This is a genomic window from Sulfuricurvum sp. (assembly GCF_028688295.1).
GTDB lineage: Bacteria > Campylobacterota > Campylobacteria > Campylobacterales > Sulfurimonadaceae > Sulfuricurvum.
This window is the reverse complement of record NZ_JAQTYM010000015.1, coordinates 23455-43180: the sequence shown is the minus strand read 5'-3', so window position 1 is coordinate 43180 and position 19726 is coordinate 23455. Positions and strand designations below refer to the sequence as shown.

Below are 19726 nucleotides of genomic sequence, written 5' to 3'. Positions count from 1 at the left end.
ACGGATAGGTACCGTGATCGATATCAAGCATCGTCCCCTGAGCACCTTCTAGGAGAATTTTTTTCTCATCATCCATCAGTTTCCATGCCATCTGCGTTGTGTTTGCCAAAAACGGTACCAACGCTTCCGAAAAGGTTGTTAGTTCTACGGTTAACTCTTCTTTACTTGGTAAGGAGATATCCAACGCTTGAAAAATTGCACTATTTTGTTCAAAATACTCCATGACACGATTGGTGAGGGTTGCAACATCACGAAGCTCACCGAGGCGGAATCCTGCACGGGCAATTTTTTCACTATATGCAGGCCCGATACCGCGGCCCGTGGTACCAATCGCTTTTTCACCGCGAAGTTTCTCTTTGGCTTGGTCGATCAATGTGTGAAACGTCAAGATCATGTGCGCCGATTCAGAAACGAACAAACGTCCGAGAAGATTATCAAACTGTTTCATCTCTTTGATCAACGCTTCAGGAGAAACAACCACACCGTTACCGATGATATTGATCGCTTTCGGGTTCAAAATTCCTGATGGAATTAGGTGAAGGGCATGTGTTTTGCCATCAACAACGATAGTATGTCCTGCATTATGCCCCCCTTGATAACGGGCGACACAATCATATTTTTGCGCGAGCAAATCAACGATTTTCCCTTTTCCTTCGTCTCCCCACTGAATCCCTACTATTAAATCCGCTTTCATAAATAATCCTACTTTAGTTTATTGGTGTAATGCGTCAATCAACGCATCGGTGTAAATAGCGAATCCGACTGAAACAGTTTCGTCGCTTTTATAGCGTCCGCCCATCGCATAGACTTCATTAGCCTCGATAACACGGAAAAAAAGCTCATCATAATAGAGCATTTTAGCGTAATACAAAGGGGCTATGACTACATTCGGATATTCGAGCCCTTCGCAGAGCTCTTTTATTTTCAAAAGCTCCGGTTTGATCGCGTCTGGGACGATTGCGGCAACAGCATCGATCTCATCAGCATGCTGCATGTAAACCAATCGGGTCAACCAGTCGATTTTAAGGGACAAAAATTTCTCGATGTTCACATGACGAAAATCATCCAAGTTCAAATTCAACATCTCGGTAAGGAGTCGTGGAATATTAATATTGGATATTTGCAATAACGGCTTCATCTCCAACACATTTAAAATCCGCGTGGCTTGGGTCAGTGCAACTTTGAGATTCGGCTCATCAATGATCTCAACCCCGATTTGATACTGCTCGTCCGCAGGATAACGGTATACCGGTTGGATATAGAACCATTTTTTGTGTTCCGTATTACCGCCGAGGCGTTTGTTGATGATACGGACGACATCAATCGTCGAATCGGCACGGAGGCTGATCGGATGATTTTCGCTGTCATTAACTCGGATCAACTCACGCTGATCGCAAACACTCATGTGCTGATGATATGAAAACAGCGGTGTAATGATCTCTTCAAAGCCTGCATCGCTCAGAAGTGTGCTCGCTTTGGTTTCGATAAGTCGTTTGGTCTTTGCCGTAGCGGCAAAATAGAGCTTGGAACCCTCAGGGATTTCGTGTTCAAATACCATAATACTAGAGTCCAAAATAGACGGTGTTAAACACGCGGTTAGCGGTTCCGTCATAGGCGCGGCGTCCCATTTTATCGAGTGCCAATTCCACCGCATTCGCTGCCCAACACGCTTCATACGGAGCGATCAGACCCATGTGGTTGATACGGAAAATCGAATCTTTGATGTGATCTTGTCCACCCGCGACATTCACATCGAACGCTTTGAGAGTTGATCGGATTTTTTTCGCTTCCGCGTCCCCTACCGTCGTCATCGAATCAGCGGGAGCTGTTGGATAAATAGAAAGACCGATTGCTACCATCGCTTCGCGGGTTGCTTGCGCACGGCGCGCCGTGTCGGCGTAGAGCTTATCGAGTCCACCCTCTGCTTTGATGCGGTTCAAAATAGACTCTAATCCGATGGTAATCGTCGTTGCCGCCGTCCATGCTGTCGTGTTTTTGCGCTGATTTTTAATCTCGGTAACGAGGTTGAAATAATACCCTTTGCCGCTTCCCATTTTTTCAATCGCCGCATTGGAGAGACCCATGATCGCAAGCCCCGGAGGGAGCATCAATGCTTTTTGGCTCCCTGAAATCAAACAGTCGATATTGGTGACGTCGATTTTCTCAACACCCACCGCCGTGATACCATCAGCAATCACCATAATAGCTGGGTTATGTACTTTAACTGCCGCTGCGATCGCTTCAACACTGTGGCGCAATCCGCCCGCACTTTCGCAGATTTGAATCGCAATCGCATCGATATCCGGGTTTGCGTTCAATGCCGTTTGGACTTCCTCTACGGTTGCCGGAGTGTCCCATTCGTGTTTAATTTCAACGTTTGCGATCCCATGAGCTACGGCGATTTTGCCGAAACGCTCACCGAATTTTCCCGAATTGATCGAGAGGAGTTTGGAGTGAGCGAGATTGATCACCGCACCTTCCATCGCTCCTGTGCCCGATGACGCAAGCATCAATACTTCATCCATCCCAAGAAGTTCAAATAACAATGTGCGGGTTCGTTCAAAAATCGCTTCAAATTCCGGCGTACGGTGGTGCAGTGTCTCGCCTGCCATCGCAACACGGACAGATTCAGGAACAGGGGTAGGGCCTGGGGTAAAAAGTAACATTCAAAAATTCCTTGAGGGAAAGTGTCATAAATCCGCGCATTTTATCCTAATTGAGGTTAGCGGAGGTTTAAGGGGTAAAGCTATGGTACAATTGCACACAAAAAAGAGCTTTTTATGACATTATTTGACGCATTGATCCTCGGAGCCCTCGAAGGGGTCACCGAATTTCTCCCTATCTCCTCTACTGGGCATCTCATTTTAGCTTCACATCTTTTAGGGTTAGAGCAAACCAACGCCCATCAAGCATTTGAAGTCTCTATACAGCTAGGGAGTATCCTCGCCGTCTTATTTTTATACGCTAAAAGACTTCTCCAAGACAAAACATTATGGTTAAAAATCGGTGTCGCTTTTCTCCCCGCAGGAGTCTTGGGTTTTTTATTTTATAAGCAGATTAAAGCTCTTTTTGGAGTCGAAACCGTGAGTATTATGCTGATCGCAGGAGGGATAGTATTTTTGCTATTTGAATATCTTCGTCGTGATAAACCCATCGATGCAGGGAAAGATATCAGTGAATTAACCTTTAAACAAGCCTTTACTATCGGTATTTTTCAAAGCCTCTCAATGATCCCAGGAACCAGCCGTTCAGGGGCTACACTCATCGGTGGATTAGTGATGGGACTTAGCCGTAAAAGTGCGGCGGAGTTTTCGTTTCTCCTTGCTATCCCTACCATGATCATTGCTACCGCGTACGATCTCATCAAGCACCGTAATGAAATGGTGGTGGATGACTATTTCATGCTCTCTATAGCATTTATAACGGCTTTTGTATTTGCCCTTGCAACGGTGAAGCTGTTTGTTGCCTTCGTTAGCCGTCATACCTTTACCCCATTTGCGATTTACCGAATCGTTGTGGGGATTATTTTCTTTTATTTGATTACTACACTTCCGGCGTGAGAGCTTCTCGTCATTCCCGACGTGATCGGGAATCCAGCTAGATAAATAAAATAACAGAAAATATTAAATAACAAATTAACTCATTGACACCATTCTCTCTCTCTCTGCTAAAATAAACTTATAAAAAATTGAAAAAGGAATCTTAAATGTCAGAAAGTCAAATCCCATCTCAAGTAAATCAATTACAGGGAAAACTTTTTTCTCCTGTGCATCTCTTAATTGGCTCAATGGTTGGCGGATTTCCAACAGGGTTTTATTTTTTGGTAAAAAACTATGGAAGTTTTGGAGATAGTAAAAAAAGAAACTCGGCACTTATTATTGGATTGCTTTTTACGGTAGGTTTTCTTCTTATTTCAATCTTCATGCATCTTAAACCAGCAGTAGGTTTTTTATTATCAAGTGTAATAGGATTCGGATTAGCTCTCTTAACAAAACAATATTTTTTATCAAACAATATAACTTTAATACCAGAAAATGCCAAAGTCAATGCATTTGTTGCAGATAAGGAATTAAGACAGTCGAATTGGCATGTACTATTCGGAATCATTGGTGGAATGGCAATAGCGTTTGCTCTAGCATTCATTTTATCTGCGATACTTGTTGGCTTAGGTATTCTAGCACTCTAATTTTAAATCTATGGATTCCGTATCAAGTACGGAATGACGAAGAGGCGGCAATTCCGTTCGTGGTGAGCTTGTCGAACCATGAACTAAATACCCTTCGACAAGCTCAGGGCGAACGACGTAAATTCCTCCGTCATTCCCGACTTCACGTGCCATTTAAGGTAGATCGGGAATCTAGCTTTTTTGTTCTGGTTTTTGATATAGGATTGCAACACCCTCAACCGCTCATCTACGTTCCCTTTACTCACCCATTCACCGTTTTCGACACTCTCTAAAAGTTCATTCTCATACTCATCCAAAGGGATCATTTTGGAACTCCTATCTTGTCCGTAAAACCTTAATCTGATCGATCAAAATCTTCGCCAACTCCAACGCTTTGGAGCGATGCGAAAGCCCTTTTTTCACATCATTCGGCAGTTCTCCGAGCGTTTGATCGTATCCACTCGGGATAAAGATCGGATCGTATCCAAAGCCGTTCTCGCCACGTAACTGCGTAATCACATCTCCGTGCATCCATCCATGAACACAGTTTTCCCCTTCGCGCGACACAATCGCAATCGCCGCCGTATAGTGAGCGTGAGAAGTATTTAAACCTTTTTCTTTTAGCGCCTCTACCAGTTTCAGAAGATTATCCCGATCACTCGCACCCTCTCCACCGTAACGTGCGCTGTAAATCCCTGGAGCCCCATCCAATGCATCGACACTGATACCGCTATCATCGGCAATTACGATCGCCTCGTGATCTCCCAGTGCCGCATAAACGGCACGAGCTTTGATCAACGCATTTTCTTTAAAGGTATCGCCATCTTCGATGATTTCAAATCCCTCTATCAGCTCGGTATAAGGGAAAACCTCCCGATCATGAAGCAGTTCAATGATTTCACGCACCTTTCCTTTGTTCGATGTTGCCAATACAACTTTCATTTCATTCCTTAGATTAGACTTAGCAATATTTTCTCAATCATCCGCCTCATACGCAGATGTACTATAATGACGAAAATTTTAACTCATTTAAGGTGACAAGGTGTTTAAAACAGTTCTCCCTCTCTCTGCAATTTTATCCTTACGATTTTTCGGTCTTTTTCTCGTTCTCCCCGTTCTCTCAGCGTATGCCCTTGGACTTGAGGGTTCAACTCCCTTTCTCGTCGGGGTTATCGTCGGAGGCTATGCCCTCACACAAGCCATTTTTCAAGTTCCATTTGGGGTGATGAGCGATAAAATCGGTCGTAAGCCAACGCTTCTTGTGGGACTGATCATCTTTTTAGTCGGTTCCATCATCTGTGCGGTGAGCACGGATATCTATACTCTTATGGCAGGGCGCTTTTTACAAGGTGCCGGAGCTATCGGTGCGGTAATCCCAGCCATGATCAGTGATTTAGTGAGCGAAGAGTCACGTGGAAAAGCAATGGCACTTATGGGGGGAACCATCGCAATCAGTTTCGCTCTGGCTATGGCTGCCGGTCCCGTTATCAGTGCCTATGCGGGTGTCTCATCATTGTTTTGGATCACCGCCGTACTCTCCATCTTGGCGATGTTGGTACTCTTTACGAAAGTCCCTACCCCTCCGCGCATCCGTCACATCTATCACTCAACCACTACGACGGCTGATATCTTGAAAGACCCTAATCTGCTTAGTATGATCATCACAAACGGGATGCAAAAAGGGTTGATGACCGTCGCGTTCGTCCTCATCCCGATCTTGCTTTTAGACACGGCAGGTATCTTCAAATGGGAAGCCAAAGAGCTGTGGCAGGTTTATGTCCCGGCAATGTTCATGGGGCTTATCGCTATGGGACCTGCGGCGGTGTTTGGTGAAAAATACAATAAACCACGCGAAATCTTTTTGCTCTCTATCGTCTTGTTTATCGTCTCATTCACCCTAATGGGATTTGCAACCAAAAGCTGGGAGTTTGTTCTCGGAGTCATCGCTTTCTTTATGGCATTTAACATGATGGAGCCGCTCGTTCAATCGATGATCTCCAAATACGCTAAAGTACATCAAAAGGGAGCCGCGCTTGGGATTGCCAACGGCGTTGCCTATTTTATGACTTTTCTCGGAGGTGCTGCTGCGGGAATTGCGCTACAATACTCCAACCGTGAAGTATTGGCTATTGGATTGATCGTTATCAGTACACTGTGGCTTTTGTGGACATTTAAAATGAAAAATCCTCACCGTTATTCCCATCTTTATATCCCGGTAGATCATGTCGATATGGAAAAATTAAATAACTTGGAACATGAGCATATTGCAGAGTGGTATATCAATGAAACCGAAAATATTGTCGCTGTGAAGTATCGTAAAGATATGGTAGAAGAAGAGGCGATTAAAGCGAAGATAGTTAAAGGTTAAAATGCACGTAAACGTGCATGGGCTTCCTGCCGAAGGAAACCTAGTGTTAACGTAGCAAAAGGGGCTTTGCTACGTTTGCGTTCTAAATTATAATTTTATAACTCTAACCAGTGTCCCCGATTCCAAATCCCCATCCTCTTCACCGCAGATCATAAGCCCCGCATTTCCGAGAAGATTGGTCAAAATAGCGGAACTACCCGTCTTTTTCCCCTCAAAATCGACCCAATAACGCCCCTCTTCAAAGGTCAAATTACATGCGGTAAATTCGCTTTTGTTCGAACGTTTTGCAAACGGTACTTTTAGGGTCGCTTCGATCACGTCGTACGGGTTCTCAACCCCTAACATCCGAGCGATCAACGGTGCGGCGTAGAGGATAAAGGTGACGGTAGACGAGTAGGCAAACCCCGGCAAAGAGACGATGAATTTCGATCCGCGCTGAGCCACCATGACGTGTTGACCCGGTTTGATATTCACCCCTTTGAAGATCACTTCGGCACCAAGGCGCGGGACGATGTGTTTGACGAAATCGTAATCGCCGACACTCACCCCGCCCGTGCTCACGACGATGTCGCATGAACTGATCGCCTCTTCGAAACGCTCCATAATGGCATTTTTATCGTCTCCGACGATCCCCATTTGAACACTCTCGCCTCCGAGAGCATCGACGAGGGCTTGGAGAGTGTAGCTGTTTGAGCTTCGAATCTGCCCCTCGTGACGCGCAGCTTCTCCGATGTCGAGAATCTCGCTCCCCGTTGCGATGATCGCCACACGCGGACGCTGAGCAACGCGGATCATCACTCGGTTAATCCCCGCCAAGACACCGATTTCGGCAAAACCGATTTTCGTTCCGCGCGCGATTAAGACTTCTCCCTCGCGGTAGCTTTCCCCGATTGGACGGACGGCAAACCCGCAAGAAACTTCTTTTACAATACGAATTTGCGCACCCTCTACCTGCACATTTTCAATCGGAATGAGGGTATCAGAACCTTTTGGCATTAATGATCCGGTAAAGGTTTTGATACACGCACCGCTCATCACGCCGCCAATTTCGTCGGCTCCGGCGGGATTATCGCCTAAAATTTCGAGCGACTCATACTCATCTAAATCACTGTGCAGAATCGCATACCCATCCATTGCTGAGGTGGGATGGAGAGGATAATCACTATCTGCCACAATATCTTCCGCCAAAATACGACCCAGCGCAGAGGAGAGAAAAATACGCTCGCTTCGGACAGTGCCGATACTGAGGAGGCTGATCATATTTTGAGAGGTCTCATACGAAATCATTGTTTTCCTCCCAAAATGCCTGCCCCCGCAATAGCGGTAGATCGATCACGCGCATAAAGGCGCTCACCATTTTTCAGATCGTATTTCCAAATCGGAGCGGAAGCTTTAAAATCCTCAACAAACTGCTCGATCATCTCAAGTGCCACGCGCCGTTTCGGGGAAAATACCGCCGCGATATAGGAGCTTTCATGTACCAATACATCTCCTCGAGAATGTGCCATTTTGAGCTTTGCCCCAAGAGCCTCAGCCTTTACTTGCCATGCGTCAAACCAACTGGATAAAATCGGCTCATACACATCGAAACTTAGTCCCTCGATCTCGTCTTCCTCGCGTACCGTTCCGATAAAGGGTATATAGGCACCGTAGTTATATTCAGCTTCTTCTGCATACCATCGGGTAATGATTTCAGGAACATTCAGTGCTCCGTTATAAAGCTCTACCATACTCATCCACCGCACACCGGAGGAAGAAGTGAAACTTTATCACCGTCTTTGAGCAGTGTATCGAGAGTTGCAACCAGTGTATCGTTGACCGCTACGGCACAGTTTTCCAACCACTGTGCCATTTCACTGTCATTTTTTAATGCCTCAGCCACATCACGCAATGATGATACTTCCAATGTTAGCGGTGCCTTTTGGATCGGCCCTAAAAATTCTACGGTTACCATCGCGAAATCCTCATATTCATATTAATGAGATTATAGCAAAAGAGCCCTAACGCTGACTTATTTACTTTGGGTTAAGTATAATACAACTCTTATTTACTAGGGAGCACATGTGATTTTCGGCAAAATTGATTTTATAAATCTCCTCCCTTTTCACGTCTTTATCAAACGCTACGCCCGAAGCACCCGATTTCACCAAAGCCTCCATTATCACAAAGGTGTCCCCTCAGCCCTCAACCGCGAGTTTGCCATGCGCCGAATCGATGCGGCATTTATCTCCAGTATCACCGCCAAAAACTGCCGTCACTTCGGGGTTGGGATCGTCGCACAACGTGAAGTGCTCAGCGTCCTATCACTCCCCAATGCCGACAAAGCGGATGCCGATTCAGCGACGTCCAACCTCCTTGCACAGATTCTCAATGTCCACGGAGAGGTACTAATCGGAGACAAAGCACTTCGCTACTATTACAACGGAGGTGAGCATATCGATCTGGGGGGGCTTTGGCATGAGCGCACAGGACTTCCGTTCGTCTTTGCCCTGCTATGCACCCATCATCACACCGATGAGCTTCGCCGCCTTAGCCGAGCGTTTGTTTCCAAGAAAGTGAAAATTCCCTATTATATGCTCATGGAAGCATCTCGAAAAAGCAACCTTAGCCCTGCGCAAATCACCCATTATCTAAAATTTATTAGTTATAAAGTGGGTGTAAAAGAAGAAAAGGGGTATAAACGTTTTGTGGGAGAAGCGAAAAAGAGGGGGCTGAATCCCTCATTCGGAAAGATTAGATATTAATGATTTAAAAGCGCATCAATCCGCGCCAACGTCTCATCGACACCGATGATCGCCATAACACTGTCTAACCCAGGGCCTGAGAGTTTCCCCATCAGTGCAACACGTAACGGCTGACCGATTTTTCCAAAACCGATCTCCAACTGCGCAACAACCGCTTCCATTACATGGTGATAATCACTCGGGAGATGAAGCTCTGTGCTGTTTTTAAGCGCTTGGGCAAAAGCTTCCAGAATCGCTTTGCTATCTTCTTTGTACCCTTTTTTAAGTGCCACTTCATCAAACGCGGCAGGGCGTACCAAAATCTCATTGATAAGCGTTGCCATCTCAACCAATGTTTTGGCACGCTCTTTTAGTGCATCAAGCAAGATTTCCCGCTTATCATGGCTTACGAGCATCACCCCGTGAAATTCCAAAAGCTCGCACAATTTGTCGTTGGACATATTTTTGATGTAGTGGCTGTTAAGCCAATCGAGTTTCTCAACGTTGTACACCGATGCGGAGCGATTGATATCGCTCGGATCGAACAGTTCCAACATCTCCGCCATTGAGAAAATTTCCTGATCGCCGTGACTCCATCCTAAACGGACAAGGAAATTGAGCAACGCTTCAGGGGTATATCCCATCTCTTTATACATCATCACATCGGTTGCACCGTCACGCTTGGAGAGTTTTTTCCCCTCATGGTTGTGGATCATAGGAACATGAAAAAAGCGCGGTAGTGCAAAGCCAAGCGCGTCATAGACGACAATCTGTTTTGGAGTGTTGGAGAGGTGATCATCACCTCGGATAACGTCGGTGACCCCCATCAATGCATCATCGACGGCTACCACGAAGTTATAGGTCGGTGTGCCGTCAGCACGGGCGATAATAAAATCATCCAAGATATCGGCGACATTGAAAACAACATCCCCTTTAACTCCGTCGTGTACGGTAATAGAACCTTCCAATGGAGCTTTAATACGGATAACCGCTTCACGCCCCTCCGGTGGTGTCCCTGTAAAATCGCGGTAGCGGTTGTCGTATTTTGCTCTCTCTTTACGCCCCATCTGCTCTTCACGCAAGGCATCAAGCTCTTCGCGGCTCATGTAACATTTATACGCTTTTCCGCTATCGAGAAGCTTTTGTGCATACTCTTGGTAGATTGCCAAACGGCTTGATTGGTACTCGATTGTCCCGTCATGCTCCAATCCGACCCATTTAAACGCTTCCACGATCGCAAGTGCCGCCGCTTCATCGTTACGGCTGAAATCGGTATCTTCGATACGGAGCAAAAACTTCCCATTGTTGCGGCGCGCCCAAAGATAGCTAAGGAGTGCCGTGCGTAATCCGCCGATATGAAGATATCCCGTCGGGCTTGGGGCAAATCTGGTTACTACCATGTGTAAAATCCTTTATTGGATGCAATTGCGCAATTTTAGTTAAGGCTATGTTAAAAGCGGGTAAAATAGGAAACTTTTGCATAGGAGCATCAATGCGTTCTCTCACCCTTTCAGCGTTACTCGCTACTTTTTTATGGAGCGCCCCTATCGGCGGTGTGGCAGTGTTGGTTAAAAACACCCCTATCACCCTTTATGAGGTGCAAGAAGAGATGAAACTCAGTGGTACCAGTGCTGCGCAAAGTGCCGATACCCTAATCCGTAAAAAATTAGAACAACTCGAAGCAGTAGAGAAAAAAATTACCGTTTCTTCTGCTGAAATCAATGAAGAACTCACCCGTATGGCAGCACAGAATAATCTCTCTATGGAACAATTTTTAAACGCTATGCAGAGCGTACGCGGACTTAGTGAAAAAGATTTAAAAATAAAAGTAGAAGAGACTATCAAAGGGCAAAAACTCTATAGTGCTATCGCTTTTTCTAAAATGGGGCAACCTACTACTGAAGAGGAAAATGAATATTACCAACTCCATTTGGATGAATTTTCACGCCCCGAGAGTTTCGATGTTACGACGTACTTTTCCTCATCTCAAGAGGCATTAATGGCAAAAATTGCCGATCCAATGCGCGACATTGAAATAATTAAAAATAAAGACGAAACTATCCCTTATAATAAAATCAATCCACAATTAGCCCAGATCCTTAATAAAACACCAAATGGAAATTTTAGCCCCGTTTTGCCAAATGGAAAAAATGGATTTATGAGTTTTTATATTCGCGATAAAAACAATGTTGTCACTGAAAATCTTGAATCTATCAGACCTCAAATTGCCAATGCGATTGTGGGAGAGAAACGAAATCAAGTCTTGAATGATTACTTCACCCGACTTCGTCTTAATGCAGATATCAAAATTGTCCGTTTACCGAACTAACCTTACGCACTTTGCTAAAAAGAGCGTATGAATACCACTAAAATTCTCAAAAACCTAGTTTTTGTAGCTTTAGGGGATTGCAAAGGTGAAAAGCGTCAGAAAATTCAACTGCTTGAATTTTTTAGCTTTGAAACCAAAGGCTATATGCTTAAGCATAGCCGAAGGAGTCCTTGCCACTAAAACGGATGCATTCGTTTTAGTGTGTAGCAGATAGGAAGGAATCTTTACGATTCCACCATCTCATTGAGAATACCGAAAAGTTCATCACTTGCTTCTTCTGCTTTTTCAAAACATTGTGCAATCGCTTTCCCATTTTTACTCGGATCTTCACTGAGTAATTGCATTGCTTTACGTACCTCTTCATGCACTCTCTTGTGTGGTTCAAGCATTTTTGCGTACACCGGATGTGAAGAGAAAGTAGTTCTGCCCTCTCCTTGTTCATACCACTTACCCAGTGCACATGTATGGTGATCGCTAAATTGCTGAGCCACTTCCCCTTCAAAACCGGCAGAATAAGCATTATTTTTGAAAATCATATGATCAATTTTTGCCATATTTGCAAAAATTTCATAACTAATCGATTGATTGTCTTCTTTAATTTGCTCTACGTTTTGAATTAATTTATCCATGATGGATTTAAATTTATCCAATTTTTCAGACGAAGAATGTGCCTGCTCTTCTACTCGCTCACTATTTTCAAGCATCCCTATAGAGTTTTGCTTTAACACACTAATGTTGGCTTCCACTTCGCTAGTTGCTTTTTGGGTGCGTTCAGCAAGTTTTCGCACTTCATCCGCTACAACGGCAAACCCTCGTCCATGTTCACCTGCACGCGCTGCTTCAATGGCTGCATTAAGAGCCAACAAATTGGTTTGGTCCGAAATATCTTTAATAAGGGTAATAACATTGGAGATTTCACTTACATTGTGATTGAGTTGTTCTGAATTAGCCCTTGAGTCATTAATCATTTCTGTAATATTTGACATACTCGCCATGATTTCATCCGTTTGATTACTCACATCATCAACAACTTTACCGGTATCATAATTAAGCTCATTAACCTCATGAAGATTTTTGATATTTCCTTCCAAAGAAGTACGAAGACTTCCCGCGTTCGAAATAGAACCACGAATCATTTGTCTCGCAAGTGATAATGACATATCATTTTTTTGTACCTGATTTTCCGATTCACTTTTTGCAAACATCGCTTCTTGCGCTCGTAGTTGAGCTGTTTCAGCAATTTTTTGAACTTTATCGATAAAAATATTAAAACTCTTTGCCGCTTTTCCAATCTCATCGTTCGAATTAATTTGCAAACGTTTGCTTAAATCTGCTTCACCACTGCCCAATTCTTCTGCTATGTGATCTAAATGTTCAATCGGATCAATTACCGCACGTCGCACAATCCAAATCAATAAGAAAAGAATAAAACCGTCTAAAACCGCCATAATAACCACTTGCCGCATAAGGGAATCTTCCGATTGACTAATGATCGCCTCAACGGTTGCTAATTCTTTTGCACTAAACGCATACCCAACATTTTCACCTGAAAAATCTTTGATCGCAATTGGAGTAACGTAATAATTATCTGTGTTAAAAGCGCCTGCTTTAGGATCAAACTCTATCGTATTCAATTCAGATAAAAATGTTTTATTAACAACATCCTCTTTAACGGCTAAGGTATAATCTTTAGCAATTTTTGGAGCATCTTGCAACTCTTTTGCATTCTCTAAATAGCGGTTATCAATTACAATAATAAGTTCAGTCCCAAAGTTTTTTTGTAAATCTTTAACAACCGAGTTAAGCCCTTGCATAAATTCGACAGAACCCAAATATTCACCATCCAATTCGATAGGAGCAATCCCACGTAGCTCCAATCCTGCCACCCCAACTTCGATAGCAACAAGAGGTTTTCGTGTCTCTTTAACTGCTAAAATTGTTTTACGGAAACTACTTAGGTCATCTCCGAACTTTTCGGGTTTCCAAACACGGATAAAACTACGGACATCCTTATCATGGACATGGATTTTGATATTTCCAAATTTTGTGTGCTCTTTATACTCTTTTGAGAGTGATTTGAGACTTTTTAACGTCCCCTCTCGATCACCACTACTGAGGCCGTTAATGACGGCACTATTTTTTGCAATATTAATCGCATTTGTAATGCCAACACTGTTTTTTGATTCCAATGCTTCAGTAAAGACGGTTTTCATCTCTTTAGATTGAGTAGCATAACTCTCTTCACGAATCTGATCTACAGAGAGCCAATAGTTAATCAAGACAACCACAAATCCGATAACAATAGACGCTACGAGCGGAATATGGACTTTTTGTGCAATACTAAGATTATTCACCTTTACCCCTTGAATGACTATTACAGCCTGTATAAGAAACAGTTTAATGAAAACAATCTAAAAAAGAGTTTTAATACGATGAATTTAGAAAGAGTTATAACGGCAATTAGCCGTTATAGTTTTCGAGGTATTTGGTGTCGAAGTTGTTGTTGATAAAATCAGGATTTTGCATCATTTTCAAATGAAAAGGGATCGTTGTTCGAATCCCTGTAATCGTAAACTCGCTCAACGCTCGATGCATCCGTGCGATAGCATCATTACGATCTTTTCCGTACACAATCAATTTACCGATCATCGAATCATAAGTAGAAGGTACGATATACCCAGCGTGAGCATGAGTATCAATACGAACGTTACGTCCGCCCGGAGCAATCCATTGGGTGATTTTCCCCGGACTTGGTAAAAATTTGATCGGGTCTTCTGCTGTAATACGACATTCGATTGAGTGGCCAGTAAGAACAACGCTATCTTGCGCAGGCAATACTTCACCCTCGGCAACACGAATCATCATCTCGATCAAATCCAAACCGCTCACCATCTCAGAAACAGTATGCTCAACTTGAAGACGAGTATTCATCTCCATAAAATAGAAATTTTTATCGGCATCAAGGAGATACTCAAATGTCCCTGCACCCTCATATTTGATGTATTTAGTTGCACGAACCGCTGACTCGTGCAATGCGGCACGAATTTCAGGGGTCAATGCTACCGCAGGAGACTCTTCAATCAGTTTTTGATGACGACGCTGCATGGAACAGTCACGCTCACCGATATGAAGAACATTCCCATGAGAGTCGGCAATCACTTGTACTTCGATGTGACGTGGATTTTTAATGAATTTTTCCATGTAAATCGTACCATCGCCAAATGCACCGATCGCTTCCGCTTCTGCTGCTAAAAAAGCATTTTCGACATAGCTTTCGTCTTCAACCACACGCATCCCGCGTCCACCGCCACCGGCTGCAGCTTTAAGGATAATCGGATAACCAACTTCCTTCGCACGCACTTTGGCTTCAGCAATATCTTTGATCGCACCATCAGAACCCGGAACAACCGGAACACCTGCGGCAATCATGACATCTTTCGCTTTCGATTTATCAGACATCATCACCATTACTTCAGGAGTCGGTCCGATAAATTTAATCCCATGGTGGGTACAGATTTCAACGAAATGTTGATTTTCAGACAAAAATCCATATCCCGGAAACACTGCATCACATCCACTGATTTCACACGCAGCGATAATTGCAGGAATGTTCAGGTAACTTTGAGAGCTTGAAGCGGCGCCAATACAAATCGCAGCATCGGCAAGTTTTAGATAGGATGCATCTTTATCCGCAGTGGAATAAACCGCTACTGCTTCTTTTCCCATCTCTTTAATCGTACGAATAGCACGAAGCGCAATCTCGCCGCGATTTGCGACTAAAATACGTTTAATTTCCGCCATAGTTAGAGCTTCTCAACAGCAAATAATGGCATATCGTACTCAACTGCCTGAGAATCAGAGACTAGAATACTCACAATTTTACAATCAAATTCTGCTTCAAGTTCATTCATGATTTTCATCGCTTCGAGTACCGCGATAACTTGCCCTTTTTTCACGCGGTCACCTACTTTTACAAACGGGGCCGAATCAGGAGATGGTGAGGCATAAAATGTTCCAACCATTGGAGAAACGATCATATCACCTGTATGAGCTACAGCAGCCGGAGCTGCACTTTCAGCTACAGCAGATACTGCAATTGCAGGAGCTGCTACTGCGACAGGAGCCGCCATCATAGGTGCGGCAACCACACCTATATTTTTTTCTAGTTCAATTGAAAAAGCGTCTTGAGTAATTTTTAATTTTGAAAGAGTACTTGCGTCAAACTCTTGCAAAAGTGCTTTGATTTGTTTCATATCCATCGGAAAATGCTCCTAAAAGTAGGGTAATAGATGTGCTATACTACCACAAATAAAATTAAGAACGGATAGAATATGGGTCTCAAAAGTGACGGATGGATACGGGAAAAGGCATTAAACGAGGGGATGATAACCCCATTTTGCGAAGATCAAGTAGGGGTTGGAGTCGTTAGTTACGGCCTTAGTTCGTACGGGTACGATATCCGTGTGACGAACGAATTTAAGATTTTCACCAATCTTAATTCCACCGTTGTTGACCCAAAACATTTCGACGATATGAATGTAGTCGATTTCACTGGCGATGTATGCATCGTTCCCCCAAATTCATTTGCGTTAGCACGTACGGTAGAGTATTTTAAAATTCCTCGTGACGTCTTAGCAATTTGTTTGGGTAAATCGACCTATGCACGCTGTGGTATCATCGTAAACGTCACACCGTTTGAACCGGAATTCGAAGGCCACATCACCATCGAGATCTCCAATACCACCCCTTTACCGGCAAAAATCTATGCCAATGAGGGGATCGCACAAGTTCTTTTTTTACAAGGGGATGAAATGTGCGAAACTTCTTATAAAGACAAAAGTGGAAAGTATCAAGGACAAGAGGGAATCACTCTTCCACGGATTTTAAATTAAGTAGTGCTATAATTCCGATAAATTTCCACGCAAGGACACTTAATGTTGCACGAATACCGCGATGTAATCACCCAAATGAAACAAAATGATGCGGCAAATGCCCACTTTTTGAAAATTTTTGATCGTCATAACGATCTTGACAATCAAATTACAAAAGCCGAAAATGGTGAAGTCCCAATGACAGATCTTGAGCTTGAAAAACTCAAAAAAGAAAAATTATTGCTTAAAGATGAAGCTTATGCAATGATCATCGAATACAAAAAAGCAAACAACCTCTAATTTATCCTCCTCTCCCCTACTTAGGGGAAATCTTTAATTATTACCTCTCTGTTGATTTGATTTTTAGCTTTAAATGGATACGATTTACTTTTCCGTGAATTCTTCACAAAAGGTAATTGAATGATATCCACCGCTTCTTATAGCGCACTGGCCGAATTTGGCCGCTCTTTACTCAAACGGCCGACACTCTCTGAGGGACTTCCGATGATCTCAGAATATGCCAAGCAGGTAATCAAAGCTGAGCGATGCTCTATTTTTATCTACAACCCTAAAATTGAAATGCTCTGGAGCACATTAGCCGATGGGGTCGAAAAAATTATGGTTCATAAAGATGACGGAATCGTAGGGCATACCCTAAAAGAGGGAAAACCGATTTTAGTCAACAACCCTTACGAAGATGACCGTTTTTTTCATGCCGTTGACAATAAAACCGGCTTTGTTACTGAGAATCTTGCTTCTATCCCAATTTTTGATTCCAATCGACGCATTATCGGCGTTTTCCAACTTTTAAATAAGATTGGAGGGTTCACGCCTGAAGATGCTAAATTTATGATCTTTTTTGCTCATTACATTAGTGGTTACCTTGAGCTTGCTATGCTCTTCGATGATGAAGCTTCACTTATTAGAAAAGGGATAGAATGAGTATAGAAATCTATAAAAGAATTGCCGATTTTGGTAAACGCCTTAATGCACAAGATCATATCGAAGATGCCTTGCCTAGTATCTCTGAAGAAGCAAAAGCAATTGTAAATGCCGAACGATGTTCAATCTTTATGGTCGATCAAGAGGGAGGAATGCTTTGGACGAAACTCAGTGATGGAATCGGACGCATTGCTATTGGTATTGATTCGGGGATCGTCGGTGATACCGTTCAGAAAAAAGCAGCTCAACTTGTCAACAATCCGTATGAAGACAGCCGATTCTTAACAAAAATCGATGAAAAAAGCGGCTTCGTCACCCGTAATATTCTTGCTGTCCCTATCTTTAACTCGCGTCAAGAGGTTATTGGAGTAATTCAACTCCTGAACAAGTATCACGGTGACTTTGATGATAAAGATGAAGGGATTATGAGCTTTTTTGCCAATTATATCAGCGGAACGTTGGAACTGGCACTGTTGATGGAGGAAAAATAGGGTTACAATAATTCCCTATTTATCCAATGACTGAGAACATAGAGCCCCCATACATGTTGTTTGAATTTCCCTCGACGTGCTAACGCTAAATACTCTTCTATCACTTCGGGATAAAAAAGTCCCGTTTTCTCATTCACTTCCCGAATCAAATCAAGGCGTCCTGAAGCAATCAACCACTCCATATAGGGGTTGGCAAATCCTTTTTTCTTCCGATCAATAATCTCATCACTAAGATAGTTTCGGGCGATTTGCTTGAGAAGGGTTTTGCTTTCCCCTCCACCAATGCGAAGTACAGGATCAACAGCAAGTACCGTTTCGGTTAACCGATGATCCAAAAACGGTGTTCTCGCTTCGAGGGTATGCGCCATCGAAACCCGATCAAGCTTAGTGAGAAAATGCTCTCCGACGAAGAGTTTCAAATCGATCATGCTGTACCATAAGCTCGGATCGCGCTGTCCACTTTGCTCAAATTCGTCTCGATAGGTTTGCAAAAAGCGAAGTGATTCATTATCCCGAACATTACGACGGCAAAGTTTATTTTGCTGCAAATCGGTAAATTTTTCACCCGATGTACGAAACAGCAGCGTCTCATCAAATACCCGTTTGTACCACTCCCATTCGCGGTTCATCGAGAAATGGCTGTGAAAATATTTTTTGAGCCAGTTTTTGTGGTGCAGTGATGAAGCTTTTTCTATGTCGAGATACTCGAAATATTGCCGATATCCCAAAAATAACTCATCTGAACCTTCACCACTGAGGACCACTTTGTAACCATCTAAGCCTATTTTTTTCATCAATAGATATAAGGGCAATGCGGCAGGATCATTGAGCGGTTCATCCATGTGGACCAACAACTCATCCAAATGTTCCTCAAAATCATCCTGAGAAATAATAACTTCTGTATGATCTAGCCCCAAATACTTTGCCGTAACTGCTGCATTTGCCCTCTCATCATACGCTCCGTATTCATTATACCCGAGGGTAAAAACGGGAAGCTTTTTTCCCTGTCGTGCTGCAATGGCACAGATCATTGCACTGTCCAACCCGCCGGAAAGAAGAGCCGCTATCGGAGCTTTTGTATCAAGCCTCATAGCAATAGATCGGTGCAGTTCTATCTCTATTTTTTCTACAATTTCGTCCCTATCCGTGAAAACCCGTGAGTGAGTTTGAAGCACCTTGTAATAACGGTGCTTAGTGACTTTATCCTGTTCAAAACAAAGCCATTCACCTGACTCTAATTTTTCTATCCCCTGATAAAATGTATACGGAGGAACAGGTGCTAAAAAAGAGAGATACGAATGGAGAGCTTCATTATTCATTTGCACTGAAGATAAAAAAGGTTTAACCGCTTTAATCTCCGAAGCAAAGACAAAAGATCCTTTTATATGATGGTAGAATAACGGCTTTTTACCAAAACGATCTCGCGCCAAATAGAGTTTGTCTCCATCAATAATAGCAAAGGCAAACATCCCCTCTAGATAATCCACACACGCTATTCCCCATCGCGCATACGCTGCCAATACAACTTCCGTATCACTTTCGTTTTCCCATAGTGTATCCGATAATTGATCGCGAAGTTTGTTATGATTGTATATCTCACCGTTAAAACTAATGAGGATTTTTCCCCTGCGCATCGGCTGATGAGATCTAGGATGGGGATCAGTAATGGAGAGACGATTGTGTGCTAAAAAAAGATTTTTTTCTTCAATAATTCCGCAATGATCTCTCCCGCGATGGGCAATTTTGTGAAGTGCTTCACGCGCTTTTTGAGGGTTGTAATCACCGATAATTCCGAATACACCGCACACATGAAACCTTTTTTTACGCAATTATACGC

22 protein-coding genes are annotated in these 19726 nt (G+C 43.3%); 9 read left to right on the top strand and 13 right to left on the bottom strand.

Features of this window, described 5'->3' with window-relative positions; genetic code table 11:
- From PHR02_RS05265 to PHR02_RS05255, 3 genes are all read right to left on the bottom strand, one after another.
- Positions 1-694, bottom strand: a 694-nt coding sequence (locus tag PHR02_RS05265) for an adenylosuccinate synthetase (protein WP_299989935.1), incomplete at its 3' end; no start/stop codon positions are given.
- 18 nt (positions 695-712) lie between these two features.
- Complete coding sequence (locus PHR02_RS05260) at positions 713-1558, bottom strand: ATP phosphoribosyltransferase regulatory subunit (protein ID WP_299989932.1); 846 nt, start codon at positions 1556-1558, stop codon at positions 713-715.
- A gap of 4 nt (positions 1559-1562) precedes the next feature.
- The gene (locus tag PHR02_RS05255) at positions 1563-2666 is read right to left on the bottom strand and encodes an aminotransferase class V-fold PLP-dependent enzyme (protein ID WP_299989929.1); all 1104 of its coding nucleotides are present in this window, start codon (positions 2664-2666) and stop codon (positions 1563-1565) included.
- Between the two features lie 114 nt (positions 2667-2780).
- On the opposite strand from PHR02_RS05255, the gene PHR02_RS05250 reads away from it, so the two are divergent.
- Together PHR02_RS05250 and PHR02_RS05245 are read left to right on the top strand one after the other, a co-directional pair.
- On the top strand, positions 2781-3560 hold the full coding sequence (locus PHR02_RS05250) for an undecaprenyl-diphosphate phosphatase (protein WP_299989926.1): 780 nt from the start codon (positions 2781-2783) through the stop codon (positions 3558-3560).
- 146 nt (positions 3561-3706) lie between these two features.
- On the top strand, positions 3707-4186 hold the full coding sequence (locus tag PHR02_RS05245) for a hypothetical protein (protein ID WP_299989923.1): 480 nt from the start codon (positions 3707-3709) through the stop codon (positions 4184-4186).
- 83 nt (positions 4187-4269) lie between these two features.
- Here the strand turns inward: PHR02_RS05245 and PHR02_RS05240 are convergent, their stop codons facing one another.
- Entirely contained in the window at positions 4270-4491 is a 222-nt protein-coding gene (locus PHR02_RS05240; RefSeq protein WP_299989920.1) for a hypothetical protein, read from the bottom strand.
- 10 nt (positions 4492-4501) lie between these two features.
- Positions 4502-5107 carry an RdgB/HAM1 family non-canonical purine NTP pyrophosphatase gene (gene rdgB, locus PHR02_RS05235; protein ID WP_299989918.1) on the bottom strand — a complete coding sequence of 202 codons (606 nt, stop codon included), beginning with the start codon at positions 5105-5107 and terminating at the stop codon, positions 4502-4504.
- 100 nt (positions 5108-5207) lie between these two features.
- Here rdgB and PHR02_RS05230 point away from each other — a divergent pair, with 100 nt between their 5' ends.
- Positions 5208-6533, top strand: coding sequence for an MFS transporter (locus PHR02_RS05230; RefSeq protein ID WP_299989915.1), 1326 nt, complete (start codon positions 5208-5210; stop codon positions 6531-6533).
- 87 nt (positions 6534-6620) lie between these two features.
- Here the strand turns inward: PHR02_RS05230 and glp are convergent, their stop codons facing one another.
- From glp to PHR02_RS05215, 3 genes are read right to left on the bottom strand one after another with little or no spacing between them, the layout of a single operon-like run.
- Positions 6621-7820, bottom strand: coding sequence for a gephyrin-like molybdotransferase Glp (gene glp / locus PHR02_RS05225; protein WP_299989913.1), 1200 nt, complete (start codon positions 7818-7820; stop codon positions 6621-6623).
- Positions 7817-8263 carry a molybdenum cofactor biosynthesis protein MoaE gene (locus PHR02_RS05220; protein WP_299989910.1) on the bottom strand — a complete coding sequence of 149 codons (447 nt, stop codon included), beginning with the start codon at positions 8261-8263 and terminating at the stop codon, positions 7817-7819. Before PHR02_RS05220 ends, glp begins: the two co-directional genes overlap by 4 nt.
- 2 nt (positions 8264-8265) lie before the next feature.
- Positions 8266-8487: a MoaD/ThiS family protein gene (locus PHR02_RS05215; RefSeq protein WP_299989907.1), complete on the bottom strand. Its 222-nt coding sequence runs from the start codon at positions 8485-8487 to the stop codon at positions 8266-8268.
- A gap of 109 nt (positions 8488-8596) precedes the next feature.
- Between PHR02_RS05215 and PHR02_RS05210 the strand changes: the two genes are divergently transcribed.
- Entirely contained in the window at positions 8597-9277 is a 681-nt protein-coding gene (locus PHR02_RS05210) for an MqnA/MqnD/SBP family protein (RefSeq protein WP_299989904.1), read from the top strand.
- Here PHR02_RS05210 and gltX read toward each other — a convergent pair.
- Positions 9274-10656, bottom strand: coding sequence for a glutamate--tRNA ligase (gltX, locus tag PHR02_RS05205; RefSeq protein ID WP_299989901.1), 1383 nt, complete (start codon positions 10654-10656; stop codon positions 9274-9276). The genes PHR02_RS05210 and gltX overlap by 4 nt on opposite strands.
- A gap of 92 nt (positions 10657-10748) precedes the next feature.
- Here gltX and PHR02_RS05200 point away from each other — a divergent pair, with 92 nt between their 5' ends.
- Entirely contained in the window at positions 10749-11585 is an 837-nt protein-coding gene (locus PHR02_RS05200; RefSeq protein ID WP_299989899.1) for a peptidylprolyl isomerase, read from the top strand.
- 224 nt (positions 11586-11809) lie between these two features.
- On the opposite strand, the gene PHR02_RS05195 is transcribed toward PHR02_RS05200, so the two are convergent.
- The 3 genes from PHR02_RS05195 to accB form a co-directional block, all read right to left on the bottom strand.
- A complete protein-coding gene (locus PHR02_RS05195) occupies positions 11810-13939 on the bottom strand; it encodes a methyl-accepting chemotaxis protein (protein WP_299989897.1) in 2130 nt (709 codons plus the stop codon).
- A 106-nt stretch (positions 13940-14045) separates the two neighbouring features.
- On the bottom strand, positions 14046-15386 hold the full coding sequence (locus tag PHR02_RS05190; protein ID WP_299989894.1) for an acetyl-CoA carboxylase biotin carboxylase subunit: 1341 nt from the start codon (positions 15384-15386) through the stop codon (positions 14046-14048).
- A gap of 2 nt (positions 15387-15388) precedes the next feature.
- Positions 15389-15844 carry an acetyl-CoA carboxylase biotin carboxyl carrier protein gene (gene accB, locus PHR02_RS05185; protein WP_299989891.1) on the bottom strand — a complete coding sequence of 152 codons (456 nt, stop codon included), beginning with the start codon at positions 15842-15844 and terminating at the stop codon, positions 15389-15391.
- A gap of 72 nt (positions 15845-15916) precedes the next feature.
- Between accB and dcd the strand changes: the two genes are divergently transcribed.
- From dcd to PHR02_RS05165, 4 genes are all read left to right on the top strand, one after another.
- Entirely contained in the window at positions 15917-16477 is a 561-nt protein-coding gene (gene dcd / locus PHR02_RS05180; RefSeq protein WP_299989889.1) for a dCTP deaminase, read from the top strand.
- A 42-nt stretch (positions 16478-16519) separates the two neighbouring features.
- The gene (locus tag PHR02_RS05175) at positions 16520-16756 is read left to right on the top strand and encodes a DUF465 domain-containing protein (RefSeq protein ID WP_299989886.1); all 237 of its coding nucleotides are present in this window, start codon (positions 16520-16522) and stop codon (positions 16754-16756) included.
- A gap of 120 nt (positions 16757-16876) precedes the next feature.
- Positions 16877-17398 (top strand): GAF domain-containing protein, encoded by a 522-nt coding sequence (locus PHR02_RS05170; protein WP_299989883.1) that lies wholly within the window; start codon positions 16877-16879, stop codon positions 17396-17398.
- Complete coding sequence (locus tag PHR02_RS05165) at positions 17395-17889, top strand: GAF domain-containing protein (protein ID WP_299989880.1); 495 nt, start codon at positions 17395-17397, stop codon at positions 17887-17889. The genes PHR02_RS05170 and PHR02_RS05165 overlap by 4 nt, the downstream gene beginning before the upstream one ends.
- A gap of 2 nt (positions 17890-17891) precedes the next feature.
- Here PHR02_RS05165 and asnB read toward each other — a convergent pair whose 3' ends face one another.
- Positions 17892-19697: an asparagine synthase (glutamine-hydrolyzing) gene (gene asnB, locus PHR02_RS05160; protein WP_299989876.1), complete on the bottom strand. Its 1806-nt coding sequence runs from the start codon at positions 19695-19697 to the stop codon at positions 17892-17894.
- Between the last annotated feature and the right edge of the window lie 29 nt (positions 19698-19726).

Excerpts from the sequence above, each read along its gene's own strand:
- gltX (WP_299989901.1), bottom strand. The coding sequence starts at position 10,656 with ATGGTAGTAACCAGATTTGCCCCAAGCCCGACGGGATATCTTCATATC.
- PHR02_RS05240 (WP_299989920.1), bottom strand. The coding sequence starts at position 4,491 with ATGATCCCTTTGGATGAGTATGAGAATGAACTTTTAGAGAGTGTCGAA.
- PHR02_RS05215 (WP_299989907.1), bottom strand. The coding sequence starts at position 8,487 with ATGGTAACCGTAGAATTTTTAGGGCCGATCCAAAAGGCACCGCTAACA.
- PHR02_RS05175 (WP_299989886.1), top strand. The coding sequence starts at position 16,520 with ATGTTGCACGAATACCGCGATGTAATCACCCAAATGAAACAAAATGAT.
- PHR02_RS05170 (WP_299989883.1), top strand. The coding sequence starts at position 16,877 with ATGATATCCACCGCTTCTTATAGCGCACTGGCCGAATTTGGCCGCTCT.
- PHR02_RS05255 (WP_299989929.1), bottom strand. The coding sequence starts at position 2,666 with ATGTTACTTTTTACCCCAGGCCCTACCCCTGTTCCTGAATCTGTCCGT.
- PHR02_RS05250 (WP_299989926.1), top strand. The coding sequence starts at position 2,781 with ATGACATTATTTGACGCATTGATCCTCGGAGCCCTCGAAGGGGTCACC.
- PHR02_RS05200 (WP_299989899.1), top strand. The coding sequence starts at position 10,749 with ATGCGTTCTCTCACCCTTTCAGCGTTACTCGCTACTTTTTTATGGAGC.
- accB (WP_299989891.1), bottom strand. The coding sequence starts at position 15,844 with ATGGATATGAAACAAATCAAAGCACTTTTGCAAGAGTTTGACGCAAGT.
- glp (WP_299989913.1), bottom strand. The coding sequence starts at position 7,820 with ATGATTTCGTATGAGACCTCTCAAAATATGATCAGCCTCCTCAGTATC.
- PHR02_RS05245 (WP_299989923.1), top strand. The coding sequence starts at position 3,707 with ATGTCAGAAAGTCAAATCCCATCTCAAGTAAATCAATTACAGGGAAAA.
- PHR02_RS05260 (WP_299989932.1), bottom strand. The coding sequence starts at position 1,558 with ATGGTATTTGAACACGAAATCCCTGAGGGTTCCAAGCTCTATTTTGCC.
- PHR02_RS05220 (WP_299989910.1), bottom strand. The coding sequence starts at position 8,263 with ATGGTAGAGCTTTATAACGGAGCACTGAATGTTCCTGAAATCATTACC.
- PHR02_RS05165 (WP_299989880.1), top strand. The coding sequence starts at position 17,395 with ATGAGTATAGAAATCTATAAAAGAATTGCCGATTTTGGTAAACGCCTT.
- rdgB (WP_299989918.1), bottom strand. The coding sequence starts at position 5,107 with ATGAAAGTTGTATTGGCAACATCGAACAAAGGAAAGGTGCGTGAAATC.
- PHR02_RS05190 (WP_299989894.1), bottom strand. The coding sequence starts at position 15,386 with ATGGCGGAAATTAAACGTATTTTAGTCGCAAATCGCGGCGAGATTGCG.
- dcd (WP_299989889.1), top strand. The coding sequence starts at position 15,917 with ATGGGTCTCAAAAGTGACGGATGGATACGGGAAAAGGCATTAAACGAG.